Source organism: Pseudoalteromonas sp. SA25 (genome assembly GCF_011378705.1).
Taxonomy (GTDB): domain Bacteria; phylum Pseudomonadota; class Gammaproteobacteria; order Enterobacterales; family Alteromonadaceae; genus Pseudoalteromonas; species Pseudoalteromonas arctica.
Window position 1 is genome coordinate 1 of record NZ_WTKV01000027.1, and the last position, 24,124, is coordinate 24,124.

Sequence of the window (24,124 nt, forward strand, 5' to 3'; positions counted from 1 at the left end):
GCTGTCTCTTATACACAAATCCCTGCTAAGAAATTAGCGGGGATTTTTTTGAACTAAATCTCAATGTCATGATCAGATCTTCAAATCTTGTTTGAGGGCACATTATGATTAACGAACATACTCATTGGGCAAAACAACAATTCGGTAAATCGGACTTAGGTGATCCAAGAAGAACAGCGCGTCTGGTAAAGTTAGCATCAACGCTTGCAAATGAACCAGGAAAACCACTTGTGAACATCACTCAATCCCCCGCCGATATGGAAGGTGCCTACCGCTTTATTCGCAACGAGAATATTGACGCAACGGCTATAGCAGAGTCAGGCTTTAAAGCCACGGTTGAACAAGCAAAAAGTCATAACTTATTACTCGCATTAGAAGACACGACCACACTAATTTATAAACATTCCTCCATTCGAGATGATTTGGGTCATGTCGGACGAGGAGCAAAACAACGAGGCTTGTTAGCTCATAGCGTATTACTGTTTGCGCCAGACACAAAGCAAGTTGTGGGATTAATTGAACAGTCTCGCTGGAGTCGTGATATCAACACGATTGGAAAAAGAGAAAAACACGCGACGACTTCTTACGAAGAAAAAGAAAGTTACAAGTGGGAGTCAGCGTCACGAGCGATGGCAGAGCGGCTGCAAGGACAAATGGCGAACGTGATATCGGTGTGTGACCGCGAAGCGGACATCTACGAATACTTGCAGTATAAACTGAGCGAGCAGCAACGATTCGTCGTACGCTCGATGCAAAGTCGTCATATTGAAGAAGGTGAGGATAAGCTCTATGCGTTTGCAAGCGAGCTGATGAGTGCAGGCACCAAACACATCCACATTGCACAAAAAGGAGGAAGAAAAGCCCGAAGCGCAACACTGGATATCACCTATGCGCCAGTGACACTCAAAGCGCCTTACAATAAGAAAGGACACTCCCTCCCAGTTTACTATGTCGGCTGTGCAGAGCGAGGAAACGCTGAGAACGGCTTAAGCTGGCACCTATTAACCAGTGAACCAGTCACCAGCAAAGAAGACGCTTTAGCTATCATCACCTACTATGAGCACCGTTGGCTTGTAGAGGAATACCATAAAGTCTGGAAAAGTGATGGTACGGATATCGAAAGTTTACGCCTTCAAAGCCAAGATAACATGGAAAGATTGGTGACGATTAATGGCTTTATTGCGACGCGAATATTGCAACTAAAGTTCACCAATGAGCAGCCTGATTCTCCAAGTTGTGAACAACTGTTATCTCCCAAAGCATGGAAGTTATTGTGGTTAAAGAGAATAAAAACACCATTGCCTGAAACTGCTCCAAATATGTCATGGGCGTATCAGGAACTGGCAAAGTTAGGAGGCTGGAAAGATACCAAGCGCACAGGGCGTGCATCTGTGAAAGTGTTATGGCAAGGATGGCTTAAGTTACAAGCCATCCTGGAAGGCTACGATTTAGCAAAATCTCTTGAGTCAGACTTGTGATCAAGAGACAGCTTAAAAAGCGCCTTGCTAACAAGTATGTGTGCTTAAAACATATCTTGATAGGAATTTGTTGTGCTAAACGTAATTGCTTTTTTAAAGCCCGGTAACTGAATACTTTGCTCGTCTATTACAATATCGTTGTCGTCAATGAGTCCGTCGCCAAAGCGGTAAATAAGTTCGTACTGGCCTAAATCAGCTTGAGCTTGATACGTTTGTTGCGCGGCTTTAATTGCCACGTTTTTCTGCGCGTAACTAGTCATAACTTGATCGCCATAGCGCTTAGCGAGCATTTGCATTGTTACTTTTGGTGAAAGTACGGTAGCTGTTGCATTATTACCGCCAAAGCCTTTTGAATTTATAAAAGCAATATCCATATCGGCGCATTCGTAATGGCTATTACGAATATCAAGATGATCGGTGTAAACATCATCAGCCACTTTATCAATTGTGGTAATACCCGGCATAATATTATGGCTAAATACACCTAGAGCTATCGCTAATTGGTCGCCACTTGCAGGAGCTATAGTATGACCAACATAGGCTTTTGGCGCTGTCACTTTCCAATTATCAATAGCGAACGTTTGTGCCACTTTGTGATATATCAGCGACTCTGTTACGCGGTTTAGTGGTGTACTTGAGCCATGCGCTAAAATAAAGCTACGTTCTTGCAAAGCTTCTTTGCCTAAAAGGCTCGTTGCTAAAGCAGCCGATTTAGCCATGGTAATATAGTTACCAGGGCCAGGTGACGTGATTGATTTTTTTATGCCATCTGCATTTACAAAGACATCCGGTACGCAGCCCATAATGTCGGCGCCTAGTTCAAGGGCTAAAGCATCGTCCATTAAAATAGCAACTTGTGCGCCTTCACCTAATGTAAAGCCGCAGTTGTCGCCAAATGGGCGGCTACTTTTGCGATAATCTGGTTCTTCATCACTTGATAAGTTATCTAAACGGCGCAAACCTTCGACATTTGCAAGTGCGCTCATGTTACCAAAGCCTTCAATCACTTCTGGTGTAATAGCACACTCAACACTTGCGACAACCGCAACGCGTGTACGCCCTGCCTGTATGTCGTTAACCGCTGCACGTAAGTTGTATAAAAACGTAGCACAGGCCCCCGAGGTCGAAAACGTAGTCCCTACATTGCCCGTAACATACGCGTTAATAAAGTCGGTCGACATTGTATTTAAACCCAGTGCTAACTGCTTAGTACTAACACGGTCGCCTTGTTGGCGCGCCTTTACTAAACCGCCTAGGCCTTTGTCGTCCATTTGGCCAATTACCGATGCTGAATAGGTACCAATTTTATCTGGCTCTACGCTATTCATAATATGCTGCCAATCAAGCCCTGTTGATTTAATAGCATCGGTAGCTGCAAAAATAGTAGCTTGCAGACCACGAGGCTGATAGCGGCTGTTATACATAACAGACGGATCAAACCCAGTCGGAAATTGCCCTGCAGATTTAATCGGGTTATCACGTGTTGAGTCATGCTTAACATCTAAGTCGGCTGCAATAGTTACTTTTACTTTTTTGCCTTCAAGTTCTTCAACTTGCCAGCTAGCTGGAACAGGTGTAGGTAAGTCGCGAGCGCGCGTTTCAAACACAATTGCGTTATCGCTTGATGCGTTTAGCGTCATTTTTTGCTGCCACGGTGTGGCATCGGCATCAAAGTGTTCTTTTTCAATTTTACGAATAAGCGTACCAGCAATAATTTGCTCACCAAAGCGTGCTTCTATGTCGCTTTGCTCAACATTATTACCTTGTGCATCTTGTAATTGGCCGTTTACAACGCTTACTAGATTCATCAGTGTGGCGAGGCCTAAGAATGTTTCACTGCGATCTTGAGCATTTAAACTATCTAACACGATACGGCGATAACCTTGATGAAAAGAAGTACGGCCAGCGGCGTTAATGCCACCCATGCCTACTATAACGGGTAATGCAGTCATAATTTACCTTTAAAAAACGTGTTATTAGAAGAAGAAGCAGTTTAAATGGATTATGAACCATACATTGTGCTTTAATAGCCAAATATTCAGCACAAAAGGCCAAAATGTACTGGTCGGAGCATTTATATGACTGAAAAAAACACTAATCCACCATTAAACATTGCTATAGCGGTTTATCCGCATTTATTAGTGACTAGTTTAACGCTGCCTATTGAGATGTTAAGAGCCGGCGAGGCCTTTGCTAAAGGCCATCTTGATAAGCAAAGCTTTAGACCGCTTGCTATAAATTTAGTGGCTAAAAATGCTGAATCTATACCCACTCGCGCAGGCCTTGCTATAAATCCTGATTGCATAACAACTAACGCGTCCTACAGCGATTTAATTATAGTGCCGGGTATTTGGCGAAATCCGCGCCCAGTAGTACGTACAAATCAAGAAATAGTTGATTGGCTAAGCGAAAGCTTTAGTACAGGCAGCCATATAATTGGTGTCGGTACTGGCAACTGTTTATTAGCAGAGGCTGGCTTACTTGATGGGCACCCTGCTACCACCCATTGGCATTACGCCAAACAATTTAGCCACGACTACCCGTTAGTGCGTTTAAAACCCGACTTTTTTATAACTCAGTCAGAGCGCATGTATACGGTAGCCAGTCTTAATGCCCTTGCAGATGTGATCGTACATATTATTAGTCAGTACTATGGAAAAGCCGCCGCTCAACATGTAGAGCGTAATTTTTCGCACGAAATACGCAAACCCTACGAAGATCAACGCTATCTCGAGGGTGCAGTTGACCGTCACCCCGACGAGCTAATTGCACAAATTCAATTTTGGCTAAAAACCAATTTAGCCACCGAGTTAAATCTGCAAGAAGTCGCTGCACAATTTAGCTTGAGCTACCGTACTTTTACCCGCCGTTTTAGAGCCGCAACTAATCAAAGCCCTATTGAGTATTGGCAACAATTACGCGTAGAAGGTGCGAAAGAGTTATTAGCATCATCAAATTTATCAATTCAAGAAGTGGCTTTAGAAGTGGGATATAACGACCAAGGTCATTTAACACGCGTGTTTAAAAAAGTATTAAGCCAAACACCCAGTGGCTACAGAAAAGTAGTTAGACGAAAGTTATTTGGCTAACCAGCGACGGCACTCTAAATTGGCATTTTTTTATACATAAATTATACTCTTATCAATAATATAATTTACGCCATACCAAGGTAACTGCATGAGAGATAAACTTAGTAAGCACCTTTTTGATCCACAAAGCGATGCTTCTATTGAATCAAAGTTATTAAAGTTACTTTCACTTGTACGAAAACATTTGAGTATGGAAGTCGCGTTTATTTCAGAATTCACCAATACTGATCGCGTTTTTAAAGTGGTAGATAACCAAACTACAAATACCTGCGTATCAGTAGGTAATTCAGATCCAATTTGCGAAACTTACTGTAAAAAAATATCCGATAACGAGCTAGAACAAATAATCCCTAATACTCTTGAGCACCCAATAACCCGCAACATGCCAGTGACAGAAAAGCTAAATATTGGCTCTTATATTGGTGTACCCATTATCTTATCCACCGGAAAGATTTATGGAACTTTTTGCTGTTATAAAACCGTATTAGACAATACCTTGAACGACAGAGATTTGTCATTTCTTAGGCTGATTTCTGAAATAGCTACTGAGTTAATCGAAAAAAAAGTTCAATCTGACATTTTAAATAATGAGTCAAAGTCGCTTATTGAAAATATTATAAAAACAAACGATATTACGATTTATTTTCAGCCCATATTTAATTTATCAACCAATCAACTTTCGGGTTATGAGTCTCTGTCACGCTTTTTTATTGAACCCTATAAAACACCTGATATTTGGTTTAAAGATGCTGAAAAACTGGGTTTAGGAGAAGCATTAGAAATACTTGCTATACAAAATACATTACATTGCTTAGATCAATTTGATGAAAAAGCTTATATCACTATAAATACTTCACCTCAGCATATTTTATCAGGCTCAATAGACAAAGTATTACAAAGCATTGATTGTAATAGAATAATTTTAGAAGTGACTGAACATTCACCTATTTTAGACTACCAAGCTATGAGAACCGCACTTCGACCATTAAGAAACCGGGGTTTAAAGCTAGCTATCGATGATGTAGGTGCTGGATTTTCATCTTTTCAGCATATTTTAGAATTAGAGGCAGATATCATTAAGTTAGACATAAGCCTCACTCAAAATATAAACACAGACCGTAGAAAGTTTTTATTAGCTAAAGCACTATGCGGATTTGTTAAAGCTATTAATTGCTCAATTGTAGCTGAGGGTATAGAAAATCAAGATGAATTAAACACACTCAGAAAACTAGGCGTTGATAACGTACAAGGCTATTTTATTGGGCGCCCAGCTCCTATTGAAGATGCCATCCGATATCAAACAATTACGCTCTAATTAAAAAACGCCACTTTTAGTGGCGTTCTGTGTCGTTAAATTCCTTTCGATAATAACGCTTTTGATAGTTTTTTACTTTAGTGTGTACGCCTTTGCTTAAGCTTTTAAATTTAGCCTCAAGTACGTCAACACCGTATAAAATACCGACCACCAGCACCGAGAGTTTTATTGCAGCGCCAAGGTTTTCGGTCGCTATCATAACGCCTATTGATGCAAGCACCCAAATGGTTGCAGCTGATGTAACGCCAACTACCGCACCATCTTTTGCGAGCATAACGCCTGCCCCTAAAAAGCCAATACCTGTAATTATTTGCCCAACTACACGAGAATGATCTATTACATCCCCTTGTAAATTAAACGCAGTGGATAAAAACAAATACGTACCCAAGGTTATTAACGCAGAGGTACGAATGCCTACAGGTTTGCCGCGCAACTGGCGCTCTATACCAATAATGGCACCGCAAAAAGCCGCAGTACCAATAGCTGCCCACGAATACGGGGCTACATCAATTAAATCTAAAAAAGTCACTGTTAACCTTATATTTTATTAGCTATAGCCACCGCCGTTCTTAAACGTTGGCTACCAAACGCTGACATTTTACTAAAATCACTTCGTGCAATAGGTACATACTGGCAATCTATTGCGAGCTGTTTATCGTTACCGGGCTCACAAAACGGATCGTGAACATACACGCAGTGCTCATCAAGGTGCGTTACACACACCCAATGTGGCGATTTTTTACCATCAAAACTGTATGTGCTAATTAATAACAGCACACTAAAGCCTTTACTTAACCACTGCTCAATATGCTCAAGCTCTACATCTTTATGTGTAAGCGGTATATTTGCCTGTGCAATACCATCTACAAATTGTTGATGCACGGTGGCAAGTACCACTTTTTTGTTCTCGTTGCGTACGCCATCTAAAAACAAAGGCTCGGTGGTATTAACCATTACTTCGCTTTTAAAACCACGCTTATTAGCGGCAAGTGCCAAACCAAATGGATGGCACCCTCCATGACCCGATGTCATAAAAATGGTGGTACCTTCACGCCAAAGTGCCAGCTCATGTGATTGGCTAAGCTCAGTAGTAGGCTCAAGTGCGCCCATTGCCATTAATAGTGCAGCAGGTCCGCACGTAAACTCGGTAGTTTGCTGATACCACGGCGTTAAACGCGCCACTTTTAACTCACTCGTTTGTCGAATGTTTTTTTGCATTCGTAGTGCGTCACTGTGGTCGTCGTAATAATCGCTATATTGACCAAATACTCTGTAGCCTAAGCTTTTATAAAGCCCAATCGCACCTTCGTTATTTACAGCCACTTCTAAACGAAGGTAAATACGAGCCCGCTCACACGTTTCTTTTTCTAGGCTAGTAAGCAGTGCTTTTGCAATCCCCTTACCTTGCATTGTGGGTTTTACAGCAAGCGAATATAAACGCGCTAAACGCGTGCCTTTATGGCACCACACTAGCCCATATCCACATACTTGCTCGCTATTTTCTGCAACGAGCAAAATACCGTGTTTTGCACTAAGCCAGCGCTTTAGACTACGCGGGCTTAATTTATCGTTATTAAAGCAGGCGTTTTCAACGTCAATCAGTGCGTTCAAATCACTGCTAAGCGCCTTTCGAATAACAAGGTTGCTCATGTTATTACCCACGGCCTCGTGCTTCTAAGCGTTGTTTAAACTCATCCATAATGATCATGTATAACTCATCGCCTAAATAGCCGTCTTCTACTTTGTGATCAATACTTGGGTTGTCGTTTACTTCAAGCACGTATGCTTTGCCTTGATGCTCTTTAACATCTACGCCATATAAACCCCTACCCACTGTTTTACATGCTTTTAATGCTGCATCTAATACCGCTTTTGGTAACTCAAAGGTTGGTAGAGTTTCAAAGCCGCCAGAGAAAAACCGTTTCGCGTCGTGGTTATAAATTTGCCAATGGTTACGCGCCATTAAATAGCGGCATGCATAAATTGCACGGCCATTTAACACACCCACTCGCCAATCGTATTCGGTATACATGTACTCTTGTGCAAGCACTAATGCGCTAAACTCAAACAGCTCTGTAAGCTTAGCTGCTAGCTCATCACGGTTTGAAACTTTAAATACACCTTTTGAGAACGACCCTTCAGGCATTTTTAAAACAAGCGGATACGTAAACGTTTCTTCTAATTGCTCAAGCGTTTCATTTGCTTGATCAGCCACTACAACCGTTTTTAAACTTGGCACTTTTTGGTAATTAAACGCATCGTGTAAATACACTTTATTACAACAACGTAAAATAGACTCAGCATCGTCAATAACCACTAAACCAAGGCTTTGCGCTTTGCTTGCAAGGCGATACGTTGGATGGTCAATCGCTGTAGTTTGGCGAATAAATAACGCATCAAACTGGGCTATGTTATCAATTTCGTCAAAGCTTAATGCTTGTGCATTAATGCCGTGTTTAGCCGCGGCTTTAATAAAACGTGCAATGGCGTCTTTATCACTCGGCGGTACTTTTTCGTTATGATCAACAAGTATTGCCATGTCCCATCTAAAACGACGTTGTACCGAACTAATACGCCACTGCGTTTTAGTAAAGTTATCTAGCTTGGCTACAAATTCGCTGTACTGTTGCTCGCTTAAAGACGACATCGAGCCTTGTTGTAATAAGCCTTGCTCATCAACAAATAAAATAGGCGTTGGGTATTGTTTAAATACCGACTTTGCCGCTTTTGATTGTAAATCGTTTTGGGCATTGCCAAAGTAAAGTGTGCCATCTATTTGGCCCACATTTGACATAGGTGCTTGGCCACTACGAAGAGCATTAATGGTTTTTACACTGGGTAAAACTTGGTGCTTGCGCGCCTCTGCAAGTAACGAGCAATAGTAACCTTTGCTCAAGTATTGGCTTGAGTCGCACAGATTAATAATGCGTGTTTTTGGTTCGTTATGTTTTGGGTAATCACGTAAGTAGGTATTAAACGTAATTACATTTTCGAACGATTGAGCAAGCGTTTGCTCGTTGTTATCAACCACAATTAAGGTTTTAAACACGACTTTTCCTAGTTAAGTCAAAATATAAAAAGCATGCTTAGTAAAATACTAAGCATTATAAATAGAAACACCCATCGTACTAAGTGGGCATTGCGCGAATCACTTAATATGATGGGTGCTTTAACAGGTACCTACTGTACGAGTTAGCGCTTAAATTGCTTAAGCGACATGTGCTTTATATGCCCTTTTTTAAAAACGCACAAACGAGATATTTTTAGCGTGAAGATGAAAAATATTGATTAACTATATTTTCCTATAAATGCAGATTAAAATACGCAAAACAATACCTTATGAGAGTTTAAAAATGTCGCTGCCTGCTTGCCCAAAATGCCAATGTGAATATGTTTACGAGGACCAACAACTGCTTATTTGCCCCGAGTGCGCCCATGAGTGGAACCCAAATAATACAAACGATGAAGACGCTATTTTAGTTAAAGATGCCAACGGCACATTACTTAATGATGGCGATAAAGTGACAGTAGCCAAAGATTTAAAAATTAAAGGCAGCTCGCAAGTAATTAAAATTGGCACCAAAGCGGTAGTTAGAAGAGTGCTTGATAAAAAAGATCACGAGCTTGATTGTAAAGTAGAAGGCATTGGCGAAATGATGGTAACAGCGAAGTTTGTGAAAAAAACTACCTAAAATTAAATATTTAAAATATAGGATGTTAGATGAAAAATCATAAAAATAAATTCATCCAAGCCTTATGGCCTGTTATTGAAGCCTATTATTAGTGCGTGTAATAGATTTTGTTTAACTGCTATTAGTTGGTGTATATCTAAAGGTCCACCATACATTTAATAAGGCGAATTATCGCTTAGGTATATTTAAGCATTTAACCTCCTCAGCTTAATGAGGAGGTATCTCTTGAACTGATCAGTTTACATTTCAGTTAAAGTGCTTTTTAAGCTTTGATTACCCAGTAAAGAAATCAAATACGTTACCAAGTGTTGATGATGAACCTTTATAAAATTCAGTAAAACTACATCGACTGCATGTCACAGCGGTGTACTTTTTATTTTGAACATCAAAAATTCTTGACCAAAAGCCACCCGAAACTCTTATTTCACCGGTATCAAATTCGTTATTATTACACTTAGAGCAAGACCAATTGTTATGTCTCATATTTCAACCTCCATATTATTTATGTACGGTATATTAAACACTTAAGGAACGTGTGTAGCAATTTTTTTAATAAACAAACCATAATTTAGTTCTTATATTGGTTAAGTTGGAATTTTGATAGATGTTTGGATGGCTTTTTAATAATTGCTTTTTATAATAATTAGTATGAGGGTCATACTAATTTCACTCAGGGATTACCTACTTGTTAGCTGTATATTGCGTTAACAACAAAAATTTTCGTAAGTCTCGTTCTTGTCTCATTACGTGCAAAATATATACTTTATCATTATCTTTTTTGTAAAATATACGACAAGGATCCACGACCAATTCAAGATAATTTAGGTTAGCTAATTCAATTGGTTTTTTACCTGATTCAGGAAAGAGTTCGAGACGTTCAACTTTTTCAAATATTTTGGCAACCAATTTTTTCGCTGACTGCAAATTGCTTAATGCGATATATTCAGCGATATCGTTAAGATCATCCAAAGCTGGATTAGTCCAAATTATTTCAGCCATTTATTCATTTTATCTTTAGCTTCAACATTCGAGATGGTTTCACCACGACTTATTGCCTGCTCTCCTTTTGCAAGAGACTCAAGAATTTGCATACGCTTTTGCATAAATTCATAATCATCAACATCTACTAAGTATGCAGATGGTTGTCCATGTTCAGTTATCAACACAGGTTCTTTAGAGGAATGAAGTTCAGATAATATCTTCGTTGCTTGACGCTTCAATGTTGTTACTAGTTCTACTCTCATAATAATCCCCAAACAAATGTATCACTATAGTAGCACCGAGTAGCCAACTTGGGAAATACAACTAACGAGGCTGTTTAACCACTAAAATCAATTAAAAAGGGAGCACCTAACGTCAACCCTGCTCACTTTTAAACTATTAGGTACTTCTCATTATATGCCTTTGTAGAAATTGAAATACACACCACGTTACGCTATAAAAACATAGCTGTAGGTTGGATAAATGGCGGAGCCATGCCATTCGACAATTAATTTATGAATATAAATAAGCGATTATTACGTTGGTATGGCTCTGCCAGCAAACGCTTCTCTTAAAAAACCAAAGCTTTATAAGATCTCTACCACCACATATTCGTGGGCTTTACCTGCAATTGTTAACGTAATTTCATCATCAATCTGTTTATTTAATAACTGCTTACCCATTGGTGCGCCGGGTGTTACAACAGCAATTGCGTGCTTTTTAACGTTTACTGTTAAACCACCAGCTGCAGGGCCTAAATAAAACCATTTTTGCGCTGCGTTATCATCTTCTAAACACACCAGCGAACCGATAGCTATTTTGTCGGTTGGTTTTTCGTTAAAGGCAGGCTCAAACAATTCTATGCTTTTATAGCAATCGTTTACGCGCTGGGCTTGGCCTTGTGCTAAATAAGCGGCTTCGAGCCCTAGGGTATCGTATTTATTTTCGGCTATGTTTTCTTCATGTGTGGCGGTGTCGTGCGCGGTTTTTGCCGCTACTTTTGCTGTTGTAAGCTGCGCTTCTAGCGCAAAACGAAGGTGTTCGATAACGTGGGTTTTATTCATGGGGATTAGTAAAATACAGGCTGTAAAAATAAGGCCGCTAGTTTAACATTTTTGCGAGGCTTAAAACCATTGTTTTAAACCCCGCAAGTTAGGTGGGAATACTTGTGCGGGGTTTAAATAAACATTAAACAAGCAAAGAGCCGTTAGTTGGTGCAGCTCTTTGCTTGTGCTTTATTAAAAACCTTATGGCATATCTAACAATGTCTGCGTGTGGGCATCTACTTTAACTTCGTAGTTTTTAGCGCTTAAGCCCAATAGCTCCGGCAAGGTTGCCGCTATACAAATAGACGAGAACGTACCTACTACAATGCCGGTAAATAATGCAATAGCAAAACCTTGCAGTGGTGCGCCTGCAAGTAACCAAACGCTCGCAACCGTTGCAAGTGTGGTACCCGACGTTATTAAGGTACGTGTTAGTGTGCTTTTAATCGCATTATTAATAATAGTCGCTGGGCTAAGTATATTGTTTGATTGAACACGTAAAAGCTCACGCACTCTATCCCCTACTATTATTGAGTCGTTAAGTGAGTAGCCAATAATAGCCAGTAAGCTGGCCAGCACGGTCAGGTTAAACTCAATTTGTAATAGTGAAAACAACCCAAGTACGAGTATTAAATCATGCATTAGCGCTACCACAGACCCTACCGCTAAGCGCCATTCAAAACGCACTGCAAGGTAAATCATTACCGCAATCATTGCAGCAAACATGGCTAAACAGCCTTGATCAAATAACTCATCGCCCACTTGTGAGCCAATATAAGCTGACGATAAAACCTGTGCGTTTATATCATCGTTTTGTGTAACAGCGCTTTGCCAATCAGGGCTATTAGCTGTTGTTGATGTTGTTGATGTTGTTGATGTTGTTGATGTTGTTGATGCACTTGGCGCTTCTCTTAATTGAAAATGGCTATTACCTTGCGCGGTTAGCTCAAACTCACCGCTGTGATTTTTAGCAATAAACGATTTAAGCTCTTTTAGATCTACACTTTGGCTGGTTGTAAACTCAGTTAAATAACCGCCGGTAAAATCTAGGCCAAAATTTAGACCTTTTTGCGTAAGCGTAAATACGGATAGCAACACTAACATGGCGCTTAAAAGCATGCCTATAAAACGTAAACGTGTACCCTTTTCACCTTTCAAAAAAGTGTTAAGCATGTGCTTTTACTCCTGCTTTTTTACCCATTTTTAAATACAACGTTTGACTTAATATTTTTGATACGTACACACCTGTAAATACAGACGTTAAAAGCCCCAGTGCTAATGTAATGGCAAAACCTTTAACGGGCCCATAGCCTATGCCGTATAAAATAAGTGCGGTGATCATGGTGGTTATATTGGCATCAAATATTGTATTTCCGGCTTGTTTATAACCCTCTTGAATAGCTTGATATGGTGCACGGCCTTGGCGACGTTCTTCTTTAATACGTTCAAAAATTATTACGTTAGTGTCTACCGCCATACCTATGGTTAATACTAGGCCTGCAATACCCGGAAGCGTTAATACAACCCCTGGTAATAATGACATTAAGCCCACAAGGGACGTTAAGTTTAATATAAGTGCTACGTTTGCAATAAGGCCTAAACGGCGATACCAAAGCGCCATAAATGCAAGGGTAATACCCATGCCTAACATAAGCGCGGCTAAGCCATTACTAATGTTTTCTTGGCCGAGGCTTGGCCCTATTGTTTGTTCGTGCACAATTGTAACGGGGGCGGTAAGCGAGCCTGCACGTAATAACAATGCCAGATCGGCTGCCGCTTGCTGGCTTTTCATATTGGTAATACTAAAACGCGAACTTAAATGCTGAGCAATATTGGCAACATTAATAACTTCGCTTTTTTTAACTACTTCACCTTTAGCATTTTGAGAGTACTCAGAGTAAACCGTCGCCATTGGCTTACCAATATTGGCTTTTGAAAATGCCGACATTGCATCCCCACCTTGGCCGTCTAGGCTTAGTTGTACAAGTGGTTTACCCCAATCGTCGCGGCCTATGTTTGCATTATTAATATGGTCCCCTGTAAAAATTGGCACAGGATCGAGCTTTATCGTTCCGCCCGATTGCATATTAAATGTTTGTCCGCCTATTTCTTTTAATTGATAAAAACCAAGCGATGCTGTTGCACCAATAATACGCTTAGCTTCGGTTGGATCTTGCACGCCAGGAAGCTCTATACGAATGCGATGTTTGCCTTGTTGCTGTGTTACCGCTTCGGTAATGCCTAACTCTTCAATACGTGAACGAAGGGTTGTAAGTGTTTGCCCCATTACTTCTTTATCAAAGCTGCTGCGGCCTTGCTCTGAATAACTAAATTTGGCAGTTTTAACGCTGCCATTATTGCTTGTTACAACGGCTAAATTAGCAAATCGGCTTTGTAGCTCTTTAATAACGGGGGTTAACTTGTCGGTTGCATTAGGCAATGCGTTTATTTCAAACCCGTGCTGAGTTTGCTTCGCTTTTACGCCATGTGCTTTTTGCTTAATAATGATTGATTTAGCTTGTTGATACGCACTGACTAATTGCTCATCAACGGCTTTATCTAAATCTACGTCTAGTACAAATAGCACACCGCCATTTAAATCAAGGCCCAGCTTTATTGGTGATAAACCAAAATCTTGTAACCATGTAGGGCTGGTTGCATGCTCAACAATTTTAACTTGCGTGTTTGGGTACTGCGCTTTTATAGCCGCTTGCGCCTGAGCGCTTTTAGTTGGCTCGTTTAAAAGTATATTAATAGTTGATTGCTTATCTAAGCCCTGCTCAACCTCTAACCCTTGGTTATTTAAAAAAGTAACTAGGGTTTTAGTGCTTGGTAAAGATTGCGTTTCGCTGTGCGGCGTACTACTTACGTGCAACCACGATTTATTTGGATATAGGTTTGGTAATGCGCTGATAGCTAATAAAACCAATACAATTAGCATGGCTATATAGCTTAATTTGAACTTAGCCGTAGACGGCTTTTTATCTTTTTTAAAACTTAACATGTTGAATCCTTATTGCCAGCAAAGCTAGCAACGTACTTTTTAAAAGCACAATTAATCTGCAGGCTAAAACTTTAAAAGTTAAAACCTAATAAAATTAAATAAGGAAAATTAAGCGTGGTAGGTAGTTACAGCTTTGTAGAGTAAGTTAACGTCTTTCCAGCCACTCAAACGCGACTTTTTACTATTAGTTACAAACGTATACCAAGGTTGTATAGGGTTAACAGCGCGTGGTTTTAAAAATATATGCCTAACAAGATTTTGAGCAAAAAATTCAAAAACCACATCGTATTCTGGCTCACTTTGAACAGTGTGCAAAAACAATGATGAATTATTGGCAGTTAACCTTGGTTGGTGCGCGTCAAAATCGGTTTGATGCGTTTTTTTATGTTGCGGAATATCTACAGACTTACTAATAGGCTGTATTTTAGTTAAATCGCCAATATCAGTAAGCGAAACCTGCGTACTAATATTGATATTTAAATTTTGTGAGGCGCCCATAGCATTGCTCTGCACACTAAAAAGTGCAGCAAGTAGCAAAAAGGCAGTTAAAAACACTCTAAATTTAAACATTCACGTTTTAAAACTAAAATAAGGGATGCGTAGTATATAAGGGCTAGTATTTGAAATACAATAGCCCTTAGCTATTTACTATCTAATTTAATTTTACTGAGACTTTTAATGCGCCCCAGACAAAGCAGTGAAAAACGACCAGACGCCATGAATTTACGCCAAAGTGTAAAAACACTGTGGCCCTACCTTACAAAATTTAAAGGCCGTGTTTTTATTGCACTTATGGCGCTTATAGGCGCAAAAGGTGCCACGCTTTTAATGCCTTGGGCGCTTAAAGAAATAATAGACTCGGTAGATAAGTCGATTAACCCACTGTTAGTTATTCCTGCTTTATTATTGATGTACGGCGCGCTGCGTTTTGCTAGCGTGTTTTTAGGTGAAATAAGAGATGCTGTATTTTCTCGCGTTACCGAACACGCCATGCGCGATATTGGTTTAAAGGTATTTAAGCATTTACATTCGCTTGAGCTTGCCTTTCATTTAGACAGGCAAACTGGTGGTATAAGCCGTGATATAGAGCGCGGTACTAGCGGGTTAAGCTTTTTAATGCGCTTTTTAATGTTTAATATTGTGCCTACCTTATTTGAAATACTAACTGTCGCTATTATTTTTGGCACGTTGTTTTCTGTTTGGTTTGCGCTTATTACATTACTGGCAGTTGCTATTTATATTACCTTTACTGTGGTGGTTACTCAGTGGAGAAACCGCTTTATTAGAGAAGCAAATGCTGCCGACAATCAAAGTAATACCCGCGCCATAGACAGCCTGCTTAATTATGAAACTGTAAAGTATTTTAATAATGAGCAGTTTGAAGCAAAAACGTACGACACCTTTTTAGCAAACTGGGAAAAAGCCCGTTTAAAAAATAGAATGTCGTTGCTCGCTCTTAACTCAGGCCAAGCACTTATTATCGCTTGTGCTATTACCGCTTTAATGTGGTTGGGCTCAACCGAGGTAGTTGCAGGTACGCTTTCTATTGGTGAACTTGTGATGATTAACGCGTATATGATTCAGCTATTTTTACCACTTAACTTTTTAGGTTTTGTGTACCGCGAAATAAGACGCGCCCTAACCGACCTTGAAAACATGCTTGGGCTACTTAACAAAAAACCACAAATAACCGATGCACTTAATGCTAAAGAGCTCAATATTAGCCAAGGTGAAATAACATTTAATAATGTAAATTTTAGTTACGATACCCATCGCCCTATTCTTAATAACCTTAGCTTTAGCGTTAAAGCAGGCAGCAAAGTAGCCATTGTTGGTGCCAGCGGAGCTGGTAAAAGCTCATTAGCGCGACTGCTTTATCGTTTTTATGATGTAAGCGCCGGTGAAATTAGTATCGATAATCAAGCAATAAACTCAGTAACACTTAATAGTTTACGAAAAGCCATTGCTATTGTGCCGCAAGACACCGTGCTGTTTAACACCACCATTCGTGAAAATATCGCTTACGGTAGACCATCAGCAAGCGATGCTGAAATTGACGAAGCCATTGCAATGGCGCATTTAAAAGACTTTATAGCAACACTTGATAAAGGCGATAAAACGCTGGTTGGCGAGCGTGGTTTAAAAGTATCCGGCGGCGAAAAACAACGTATTGCCATTGCACGCGCTATTTTGAAAAAGTCCCCTATTTTAATTTTTGATGAAGCAACATCTGCACTCGATTCTCATTCTGAGCAAGCAATACTAGCAGCAATGCGTGAAGTTGCCAGTAACCATACTAGCGTTGTTATTGCTCATCGCCTTTCTACTATTACCGATGCAGACACTATTATTGTGCTCAAAGCCGGAAAAATTATTGAGCAAGGTAAACACGACGAGTTACTTACTCTCGCCGGAGAATATGCCCGTATGTGGGAGCTTCAGCATAAAAAATAAATAGTGTGTGACCCCTCTTAGCTCGGATACTTTCAAGTATTCGAGCTAAATAAAGCTTTTATAGCACCTATTAGCCTTTCTCTTTTCCTCTATATTAGTTTTATCGAGCACTGTGGTGATTCACCTCAAAAGGTTTGTTTGTATGATTAATATCAATAACAATCGATAAGTTAAATATTCGTAACAATAAAAATGATTCACTGCTGCTTTAATTCAATCAGTGATACTCAGGAGTAAGTAATGAAAAAGAGTTTAATTGCCGCAGCATTAGCTGCCACATTTATTATCGGTTGTTCAGAGCCGCAAACAACAAAAACAGACGAGCAACAATCTAAAGTAGCCACTGCAGCAGTGACACAAAAAGCAGAGTTAGGTAGTTTTGGTGTTGACCTAACAGCCCGTAACGAAGCCGTGAAACCAGGCGATGACTTTTTTATGTATGCCAGTGGCACGTGGTATGACAACTACGTAATGCCTGCAGATAAAACCCGCTACGGTGCATTTTCAGGATTAGCTGAGCGCAGTGAAGACGATGTTAAAGCTATTATTGAAGAAATAGCCGCACGTAAAGATTTAAACGCAGAAGAAAAACTAGTCGCTGATTTTTACAATGCGTATATGGATACCGAAACACTTAATAAACTCGGTGTAGCGCCTATTAAGCCATTGTTAAGTGAAATTAGTGATATAGCGTCAACTGACGATTTAGCTGAAATGTTTGGTAAGTCTTGGTTAACCGGTAATAAAGCCCCTTTGGGCGGCGGCATGTGGTTTAATCGCCTAGACCCTAACAAATATGAAATGTCACTAGGTGCGGGTGGGTTAGGCTTACCAGATCGCTCTTACTACCTTGAAGACGCTGAGCGCTTTGTAAAAACCCGTACAGCTTATGTTGCTCACATTGCTGACATGCTTGAGTTTGCAGGCACTGAAAATGCAACTGAGCGCGCTCAAGCTATTCTTGACCTTGAAACCAAAATTGCACAAGGTCACTGGCCTCGTGAAAAGCGCCGTAATCGCGATTTAACCCTAAACCAAGTTGAACGTGCCGATTTAAGCACTGCTTACCCTGGCTTTAACTGGGATTTATACTTTGCGCAAACAGGTTATAAAGTACCTCAGTTAAATGTATCTCAGCCTGAGCCAATAAAAGCGATGATTGAGCTAATCAATCAAGAAGATATTGCAGTATGGAAAGACTACCTAACGTATCACGCTATTAGCGGTAACGCAGGTTTACTATCAGAAGACGTATTTAATACTAATTTTGCTTTTTTTGGTACAGAATTAAACGGACAACAAGAACCTCGTCCTCGATGGAAACGTGCAATAAGTGAAATGTCGGGCACAAGTTCGCTTGGTTTTGCTATTGGTAAAATATACGTAGCGCGTTACTTCCCTGAGTCATCAAAACAACAAATGTCAGAGCTAGTTGAAAACCTTCGTACAGCCCTTGGTGAACGTATTGATAACCTAGAGTGGATGGGCGATGCAACTAAAGTAAATGCGCGCGCTAAACTGGCTGCATTTGTACCAAAAATTGGTTACCCCGATGTATGGCAGTCTTATGACGGTTTAAGCATTACTAAAAACGATTTAATTGGTAATGTGAAAAACATGCGTGAGTTTTTCCACGCAGAAAGTGTTGAAAAAGAGCTACAAAAAACAGACCGTAACCGCTGGGGCATGACGCCACAACGCGTAAACGCTTACTACAATAGCTCGTTTAATGAAATTGTATTTCCGGCTGCGATATTACAACCGCCGTTTTTCGATCCAAATGCCGATCCGGCTGTAAACTATGGCGGTATTGGCGCTGTAATTGGTCACGAAATGGGTCATGGATTTGACGATCAGGGTTCAAAATCAGACGAAAACGGTGTGCAACGTAATTGGTGGACTGATGCTGACCGCGCTGCATTTGACAAAAAAGCCGATCAACTGGCTGCGCAGTACAGTAAATACGAGCCAATTGAAGGTAATTTTGTTAATGGTCGCAATAGCCTTGGCGAAAATATTGGTGATGTGGGTGGTTTGTCGATGGCTTATCACGCTTACAAGCTAAGTTTAAATGGTAAAGAAGCGCCTGTTATTGACGGCGTTACTGGGGATCAACGTTTCTTCCTTGCGTGGGCACAAGTATGGAAAGAAAAACGTACTGAGCAAAGCATGCTTAACCAACTTCGTGGTGGCACACATGCCCCAGGTCGCTTTAGAGCACAAGCGCCACGTAACCACGATGCATGGTACAAAGCGTTTGATGTAAAACCAGGCGATGAGTTATACCTTCCTGAAGATGAACGTGTACGTATTTGGTAAGTAATTCTTACTTTTTATTACTTAGTAAGGCAACCTGTTATACAGGTTGCCTTTTTTATTGAGTTAAATTTACAATAATAGATATAATTCCAACGTCTAAATCCCTCACTAAAATGCACTTTAGATGGACTTTAAACGCTACAGTTTTAATCGGCTTTAATACTTACTAGCCCTTGAATGCATTTACCTTTAGAATACGCATTATAATTTTATTCTATTATTTACATATATTAAGGCGAAACGCAGATGGGAAGAGCTTACCAAAACAAAAAAGATTCAATGGCTAAGACTGCGGGTGCTAAAACTAAAGTTTATTCTAAGTACGGCAAAGAAATTTATATTTGTGCTAAAAACGGCGGTGTAGATCCAGATGGTAACTTATCATTACGTCGTTTAATTGAACGCGCTAAAAAAGACCAAGTACCAGCACACGTTATTGACCGCGCAATCGACAAAGCAAAAGGTGGCGGCGGCGAAGACTACTCAGCAACACGTTACGAAGGTTACGGCCCTGGTAACTGTATGATTATTGTTGACTGTTTAACAGACAACAACAAGCGTACCTTTGCTGATGTACGTGTTTGTTTTACCAAAGCAAATGCTAAAATTGGCGCTCAAAACTCTGTTTCACATTTATTTGATCACCTTGCTATTTTTGTATTTGACGGTGATGACGACGAAGCAGTACTTGAAGCATTAATGATGGCTGATGTTGATGTAACTGACGTAGAAGTTGATGACGGTAAAGTTACTGTTTTTGCTCCTCACACAGAGTACAACAATACGCGTACAGCGCTTGAAGAAATGGGTGTGACTGAATTTGACGAAGACCTAATTAGCTTTGTGCCACAAATTGAAACGCCGATTGAAGGCGAAGACGTTGAAGTTATGGAACGCTTTTTAGCAATGTTAGAAGATTGCGACGACGTACAAAACGTTTACCATAACGCGCAATTCTAAAGAACGATTTAGTAAGTTAGAACGACTTTAAGCCAACAGCTATGTTGGCTTTTTCATTTTTAGAACGTGGTATAAATATGAACTCCCTTAAAGAGCTTAAAAGTGGCAAACTTGCTGGTGCTACTCACCTGCAATTAGTAGAAGAGTTAACAATATTCCCTGAAGAGATTTTTAGCTTAGCTGACACGCTCGAAGTACTCGATTTATCAAATAATAACTTATCAACACTACCTGATGAATTTGCCTGCTTAACACGCCTTAAGCGAGTATTTTTGTCATTTAATCAGTTTAAGCATATTCCTGCTGTGCTGGCTAAATGCCCTGCTTTAATTATGGTTGCGTTTAAAGGTAACCAAATTTCTGAATTTGCTTTAAACAGCCTGCCAAAAAATATTGAGTGGCTCATACTCACCGATAATACGTTAAGCGAATTGCCTGAAGACTTTGGTAATTACACCCAGCTTAAAAAGCTCGCGCTTGCGGGCAATCAACTTAAGCAACTGCCAAGTAGTATGGCGCAGTGTAAAAACCTCGAGCTTGTTAGGCTCTCTGCTAATAACTTAACACACGTAGACGACTGGCTGTTTGAACTGCCTAAACTTGCTTGGCTTGCGTTTGCCGGTAACGATTTTAATAAAGCCCAGTGCCTTACAAAGTGCAGCTTAGAAAATAAGCCTCTTGACGATTACACGCTTAGTCATGTTATTGGCCAAGGTGCATCGGGCGTTATTCATTTAGCGCAAGCTGCTAATAGCGCTGTAGCAATTAAATTATTTAAAGGTGCAATTACCAGCGACGGCTACCCGCTTGATGAAGTAAATTGCTGCTTACAAGCAGGCGATCACGCTAATTTAATTAAAGTACTTGCCTACATTGAACAAAGTGATCAGTTAGGTTTAGTGATGGAGCTAATAGATAAAAGCTTTGCTAATTTAGGTCTGCCTCCAAGCCTTGAAACCTGTACGCGTGATACCTTTAACAATGATTGCCATTACTCAACTCACGCTATTTTAAAAATTGCACAGCAAATGGTAAATACACTGCATCACTTACATGTTCGTAAAGTAAGTCACGGCGACATTTATGCGCATAACACTATGGTTAACCAAAACCATGACGTTCTGTTTGGTGATTTTGGTGCTGCAACTAATTTAACGATGCTAAGTGAGTATCAACAAAAGCAACTAGAGTGGATAGAAGTAAGAGCTTTGGGCTGTTTAATTGAAGACTTATTAGGCACAGTAACCGGCAATGATAGGCAAAGTGAGCTATTTGGTGAAATGTCCGATATGGCAAAGTGTGCTATGCAACCTTCATTAAATCAAAGACCTACATTTACTGAGTTATTAGAAGAGCTGAACATATAATTGAGTAGAGTCATAAAAAAGAGCAACGCGTAGCACGTTGCTACTTTTTTAGTTTATGTTTATTGAATTAATCGAGCTCATTTAGTGCGCTTAAATGGGTAAACCTGTTGTTTAAGCATACCTACCGGCATGTAATCCCCGACTACACCATACGCTTCTGGCCACTCTTTTTGGCCTTTAACAGCAGTACCAAACGCGTAGTCTAAAAACGAAAAATGCGCAGCGTAATTGCGGTCAATCGCGGCTTTATCTGACGCATGATGCCAATGGTGAAACTGCGGTGTAACCATAAAGTATTTTAGCCAACCAAATTTCACACGTACATTTGCATGGTTAAACACAGCCTGTAAACCCACAATTATTACGTATAAACTAATTATTTGCTGTGAAAATCCAAGTACAAATATGGGCGTGAGCACTAAACTGCGCGTTACGAGTATTTCAAAAATATGCTGGCGAGAGCCCGCTAACCAATCCATTTCTTTAGCACTGTGATGTACGCCATGAAAGCGCCATAATAAAGGAACTTCGTGATAAGCACGATGCACCCAATACTGCATTAAATCGGCCACGAGTATTATTAAAAACAACTGCACTACAAATGGTGTTTGCTCTATATAACCTTGTACTGTAGATGATACAGCCCAGCCAAAGCCATAATGCACAAAGTGGTTAGTAACGAGTAATACAAAACCAATAATTAAATGGTTTACAAAAAAGTGATTTAAATCGCCTCGCCATTCGCTACGTAATATTTTTTGCTCTTTTCGATGGGGTAGCAGCTTTTCAATAACAATAAATATGAGTGTTGAGCCGAGTAAATCTAAAATAAACCAATCGAGCCCTATGTAAGGTGTGTCGGTGGCAAACTCGTTTACCTCAACGTTTGGTCCGCCAAACATAATTGCCAGAATAATAAAAAACCACGCTGTAGCCCCTAAACGCTTATTGGTATTGCGTACAAAGTTAAGTAATCCTAAACTGCCCGAGACCAATAATGATGCAAACATAAGCTGACGTAAAAAGTCGACACTGTAGCTTTTTCTCAGTTCTGGTGTGGTTAAGTATTCAGGAAAGTGAAACGCTAATACGCCTAAGCAACTCAGTATTGCTAAAAAGCAGGCTATGTAGCCACTTATGTTGCCCTCACCTATCTGAAGATGATTTGTGCGAAATACCTTTCGTGATAAAGCTCTGATCATTTTTATTATTCCTTGCTTCGTTGAGTTGATTAAATACAACGAAATTCCATTGATTTACACACCCACATATTAACAAAATTTAGGGTATAAAAAATACAAATAGTTCCCTCCATAGTCTGAGTTGCAAATATACAGATAAACCAAACGCAAAAAAGCCACGCAATGCGTGGCTTGGTTGGATAAAGCTAAAACTTTACATCATTAGGGCTGTATTATAAAAACGCACCTAATGCTTTAACTTGGTCTAACATGCGGTTTGAGAAACCCCATTCGTTGTCGTACCAAGCCATTACTTTAACTAGATTGCCATCGGCTTTAGTTTGCGTTGCATCAAAGATAGATGACGCTGGGTTATGGTTAAAGTCGATAGAAACAAGCGGAAGCTCATTATATTGTAAAATATCTTTCATTGAACCCGTTGATGCTTCTTTCATGATTGCGTTGATTTCTTCTGCAGTCGTATCGCGCTTAGTAATAAACGTAAAATCAACTAAAGATACGTTGATTGTTGGTACACGTACCGACATACCGTCTAATTTACCTGCAAGTTCTGGTAATACTAAACCAACAGCTGCCGCAGCACCTGTTTTAGTTGGGATCATAGATTGAGTTGCACTACGAGCACGGTATAGATCTGGGTGGTATACGTCAGATAAGTTTTGATCATTCGTATAAGAATGAATCGTTGTCATACTCCCCTTTTCAATACCTACGGTGTCGTTAATTGCTTTTGCAAGTGGTGCTAAACAGTTAGTAGTACACGATGCATTTGAGATGATTTGGCTATCAGCGTTAATTACATCGCTGTTTACACCATGAACCACTGTTGCATCCATATCTTTACCTGGAGCAGAAACGATTACTTTTTTAGCACCCGCTGTAATGTGCTTAGCAGCGTCATCACGTTTAGTGAAAAAGCCAGTACATTCTAAAACGATATCTACGTTTAATGCTTTCCACGGTAAATTTGCAGGGTCGCGTTCTTGCGTTAACGTAATTACGTCATCGTCAATTAACATGGTGTTATTTTCAAGTGTTACTTTTTTAGAAAATTGACCATGAACTGAGTCATACTGCGTTAAATGTGCATTAACGTTAGCAGGTGCTAAATCGTTAATTGCTACAATTTTAATTTCGCTGTTTTGAGCTGACTCATAAAGTGCACGTAAAACATTTCTACCGATACGGCCGTAACCGTTAATTGCTACATTAATCAT

Annotated in this window: 21 protein-coding genes; 8 read left to right on the top strand and 13 right to left on the bottom strand. The window is 40.0% G+C overall.

All coding sequences use genetic code 11. The annotated features are described in order from the left end of the window. Positions 1–104 precede the first annotated feature (104 nt). Entirely contained in the window at positions 105–1,478 is a 1,374-nt protein-coding gene (locus GQR45_RS18270) for an IS4 family transposase (protein WP_096058041.1), read from the top strand. 44 nt (positions 1,479–1,522) lie between these two features. Here the strand turns inward: GQR45_RS18270 and GQR45_RS18275 are convergent, their stop codons facing one another. Continuing rightward, complete coding sequence (locus GQR45_RS18275; protein WP_165726671.1) at positions 1,523–3,430, bottom strand: beta-ketoacyl synthase; 1,908 nt, start codon at positions 3,428–3,430, stop codon at positions 1,523–1,525. Between the two features lie 126 nt (positions 3,431–3,556). On the opposite strand from GQR45_RS18275, the gene GQR45_RS18280 reads away from it, so the two are divergent. Further along, positions 3,557–4,567 carry a helix-turn-helix domain-containing protein gene (locus GQR45_RS18280; RefSeq protein WP_007582660.1) on the top strand — a complete coding sequence of 337 codons (1,011 nt, stop codon included), beginning with the start codon at positions 3,557–3,559 and terminating at the stop codon, positions 4,565–4,567. An 88-nt stretch (positions 4,568–4,655) separates the two neighbouring features. After that, positions 4,656–5,882 carry an EAL domain-containing protein gene (locus GQR45_RS18285; protein WP_165726672.1) on the top strand — a complete coding sequence of 409 codons (1,227 nt, stop codon included), beginning with the start codon at positions 4,656–4,658 and terminating at the stop codon, positions 5,880–5,882. Between the two features lie 16 nt (positions 5,883–5,898). Here GQR45_RS18285 and GQR45_RS18290 read toward each other — a convergent pair whose 3' ends face one another. The 3 genes from GQR45_RS18290 to GQR45_RS18300 are packed head-to-tail and all read right to left on the bottom strand — an operon-like array spanning position 5,899 to position 8,931. Next, positions 5,899–6,411 (bottom strand): MgtC/SapB family protein, encoded by a 513-nt coding sequence (locus tag GQR45_RS18290; RefSeq protein ID WP_007582656.1) that lies wholly within the window; start codon positions 6,409–6,411, stop codon positions 5,899–5,901. Positions 6,412–6,419: 8 nt separating this feature from the next. Further along, positions 6,420–7,532, bottom strand: a complete 1,113-nt coding sequence (locus GQR45_RS18295) for a GNAT family N-acetyltransferase/peptidase C39 family protein (protein WP_165726673.1) — start codon at positions 7,530–7,532, stop codon at positions 6,420–6,422. Positions 7,533–7,536: 4 nt separating this feature from the next. After that, positions 7,537–8,931: a RimK family protein gene (locus GQR45_RS18300; protein ID WP_165726674.1), complete on the bottom strand. Its 1,395-nt coding sequence runs from the start codon at positions 8,929–8,931 to the stop codon at positions 7,537–7,539. 304 nt (positions 8,932–9,235) lie between these two features. Here GQR45_RS18300 and GQR45_RS18305 point away from each other — a divergent pair, with 304 nt between their 5' ends. Next, entirely contained in the window at positions 9,236–9,574 is a 339-nt protein-coding gene (locus tag GQR45_RS18305) for a zinc ribbon domain-containing protein YjdM (protein WP_165726675.1), read from the top strand. Positions 9,575–9,847: 273 nt separating this feature from the next. Here the strand turns inward: GQR45_RS18305 and GQR45_RS18310 are convergent, their stop codons facing one another. The 7 genes from GQR45_RS18310 to GQR45_RS18340 form a co-directional block, all read right to left on the bottom strand. Further along, on the bottom strand, positions 9,848–10,057 hold the full coding sequence (locus tag GQR45_RS18310) for a zinc ribbon domain-containing protein (RefSeq protein WP_007582647.1): 210 nt from the start codon (positions 10,055–10,057) through the stop codon (positions 9,848–9,850). A 198-nt stretch (positions 10,058–10,255) separates the two neighbouring features. Next, positions 10,256–10,573, bottom strand: a complete 318-nt coding sequence (locus GQR45_RS18315) for a type II toxin-antitoxin system RelE/ParE family toxin (RefSeq protein WP_165726676.1) — start codon at positions 10,571–10,573, stop codon at positions 10,256–10,258. Continuing rightward, positions 10,561–10,818, bottom strand: coding sequence for a type II toxin-antitoxin system Phd/YefM family antitoxin (locus tag GQR45_RS18320; RefSeq protein WP_033015021.1), 258 nt, complete (start codon positions 10,816–10,818; stop codon positions 10,561–10,563). Before GQR45_RS18320 ends, GQR45_RS18315 begins: the two co-directional genes overlap by 13 nt. 324 nt (positions 10,819–11,142) lie before the next feature. Beyond that, positions 11,143–11,619, bottom strand: a complete 477-nt coding sequence (locus GQR45_RS18325) for a GreA/GreB family elongation factor (RefSeq protein ID WP_010555055.1) — start codon at positions 11,617–11,619, stop codon at positions 11,143–11,145. A gap of 183 nt (positions 11,620–11,802) precedes the next feature. Continuing rightward, positions 11,803–12,774 carry a protein translocase subunit SecF gene (gene secF / locus GQR45_RS18330; protein WP_165726677.1) on the bottom strand — a complete coding sequence of 324 codons (972 nt, stop codon included), beginning with the start codon at positions 12,772–12,774 and terminating at the stop codon, positions 11,803–11,805. Beyond that, a complete protein-coding gene (gene secD, locus GQR45_RS18335; RefSeq protein WP_165726678.1) occupies positions 12,767–14,605 on the bottom strand; it encodes a protein translocase subunit SecD in 1,839 nt (612 codons plus the stop codon). The genes secF and secD overlap by 8 nt, the downstream gene beginning before the upstream one ends. Positions 14,606–14,713: 108 nt before the next feature. Further along, on the bottom strand, positions 14,714–15,175 hold the full coding sequence (locus GQR45_RS18340) for a hypothetical protein (RefSeq protein WP_165726679.1): 462 nt from the start codon (positions 15,173–15,175) through the stop codon (positions 14,714–14,716). A gap of 108 nt (positions 15,176–15,283) precedes the next feature. Between GQR45_RS18340 and GQR45_RS18345 the strand changes: the two genes are divergently transcribed. The 4 genes from GQR45_RS18345 to GQR45_RS18360 all read left to right on the top strand — a co-directional run bounded on the left by GQR45_RS18345 (position 15,284) and on the right by GQR45_RS18360 (position 21,705). After that, on the top strand, positions 15,284–17,059 hold the full coding sequence (locus tag GQR45_RS18345; protein WP_165726680.1) for an ABC transporter ATP-binding protein/permease: 1,776 nt from the start codon (positions 15,284–15,286) through the stop codon (positions 17,057–17,059). Positions 17,060–17,299: 240 nt separating this feature from the next. Beyond that, entirely contained in the window at positions 17,300–19,378 is a 2,079-nt protein-coding gene (locus tag GQR45_RS18350; protein ID WP_165726681.1) for a M13 family metallopeptidase, read from the top strand. Between the two features lie 246 nt (positions 19,379–19,624). Further along, on the top strand, positions 19,625–20,338 hold the full coding sequence (locus tag GQR45_RS18355; protein ID WP_010555049.1) for a YebC/PmpR family DNA-binding transcriptional regulator: 714 nt from the start codon (positions 19,625–19,627) through the stop codon (positions 20,336–20,338). Positions 20,339–20,379: 41 nt separating this feature from the next. After that, positions 20,380–21,705 carry a leucine-rich repeat-containing protein kinase family protein gene (locus GQR45_RS18360; RefSeq protein ID WP_165726682.1) on the top strand — a complete coding sequence of 442 codons (1,326 nt, stop codon included), beginning with the start codon at positions 20,380–20,382 and terminating at the stop codon, positions 21,703–21,705. Positions 21,706–21,782: 77 nt separating this feature from the next. Here GQR45_RS18360 and GQR45_RS18365 read toward each other — a convergent pair whose 3' ends face one another. Further along, the gene (locus GQR45_RS18365; protein ID WP_010555047.1) at positions 21,783–22,907 is read right to left on the bottom strand and encodes a sterol desaturase family protein; all 1,125 of its coding nucleotides are present in this window, start codon (positions 22,905–22,907) and stop codon (positions 21,783–21,785) included. A 212-nt stretch (positions 22,908–23,119) separates the two neighbouring features. After that, complete coding sequence (gap, locus tag GQR45_RS18370) at positions 23,120–24,124, bottom strand: type I glyceraldehyde-3-phosphate dehydrogenase (RefSeq protein ID WP_007582622.1); 1,005 nt, start codon at positions 24,122–24,124, stop codon at positions 23,120–23,122.

Excerpts from the sequence above, each read along its gene's own strand:
- GQR45_RS18275 (WP_165726671.1), bottom strand. The coding sequence starts at position 3,430 with ATGACTGCATTACCCGTTATAGTAGGCATGGGTGGCATTAACGCCGCT.
- GQR45_RS18280 (WP_007582660.1), top strand. The coding sequence starts at position 3,557 with ATGACTGAAAAAAACACTAATCCACCATTAAACATTGCTATAGCGGTT.
- gap (WP_007582622.1), bottom strand. The coding sequence starts at position 24,124 with ATGATTAATGTAGCAATTAACGGTTACGGCCGTATCGGTAGAAATGTT.
- GQR45_RS18320 (WP_033015021.1), bottom strand. The coding sequence starts at position 10,818 with ATGAGAGTAGAACTAGTAACAACATTGAAGCGTCAAGCAACGAAGATA.
- GQR45_RS18285 (WP_165726672.1), top strand. The coding sequence starts at position 4,656 with ATGAGAGATAAACTTAGTAAGCACCTTTTTGATCCACAAAGCGATGCT.
- GQR45_RS18295 (WP_165726673.1), bottom strand. The coding sequence starts at position 7,532 with ATGAGCAACCTTGTTATTCGAAAGGCGCTTAGCAGTGATTTGAACGCA.
- GQR45_RS18355 (WP_010555049.1), top strand. The coding sequence starts at position 19,625 with ATGGGAAGAGCTTACCAAAACAAAAAAGATTCAATGGCTAAGACTGCG.
- GQR45_RS18350 (WP_165726681.1), top strand. The coding sequence starts at position 17,300 with ATGAAAAAGAGTTTAATTGCCGCAGCATTAGCTGCCACATTTATTATC.
- GQR45_RS18365 (WP_010555047.1), bottom strand. The coding sequence starts at position 22,907 with ATGATCAGAGCTTTATCACGAAAGGTATTTCGCACAAATCATCTTCAG.
- secF (WP_165726677.1), bottom strand. The coding sequence starts at position 12,774 with ATGCTTAACACTTTTTTGAAAGGTGAAAAGGGTACACGTTTACGTTTT.
- GQR45_RS18310 (WP_007582647.1), bottom strand. The coding sequence starts at position 10,057 with ATGAGACATAACAATTGGTCTTGCTCTAAGTGTAATAATAACGAATTT.
- GQR45_RS18340 (WP_165726679.1), bottom strand. The coding sequence starts at position 15,175 with ATGTTTAAATTTAGAGTGTTTTTAACTGCCTTTTTGCTACTTGCTGCA.
- GQR45_RS18305 (WP_165726675.1), top strand. The coding sequence starts at position 9,236 with ATGTCGCTGCCTGCTTGCCCAAAATGCCAATGTGAATATGTTTACGAG.
- GQR45_RS18315 (WP_165726676.1), bottom strand. The coding sequence starts at position 10,573 with ATGGCTGAAATAATTTGGACTAATCCAGCTTTGGATGATCTTAACGAT.
- secD (WP_165726678.1), bottom strand. The coding sequence starts at position 14,605 with ATGTTAAGTTTTAAAAAAGATAAAAAGCCGTCTACGGCTAAGTTCAAA.
- GQR45_RS18360 (WP_165726682.1), top strand. The coding sequence starts at position 20,380 with ATGTTGGCTTTTTCATTTTTAGAACGTGGTATAAATATGAACTCCCTT.
- GQR45_RS18345 (WP_165726680.1), top strand. The coding sequence starts at position 15,284 with ATGCGCCCCAGACAAAGCAGTGAAAAACGACCAGACGCCATGAATTTA.
- GQR45_RS18270 (WP_096058041.1), top strand. The coding sequence starts at position 105 with ATGATTAACGAACATACTCATTGGGCAAAACAACAATTCGGTAAATCG.
- GQR45_RS18325 (WP_010555055.1), bottom strand. The coding sequence starts at position 11,619 with ATGAATAAAACCCACGTTATCGAACACCTTCGTTTTGCGCTAGAAGCG.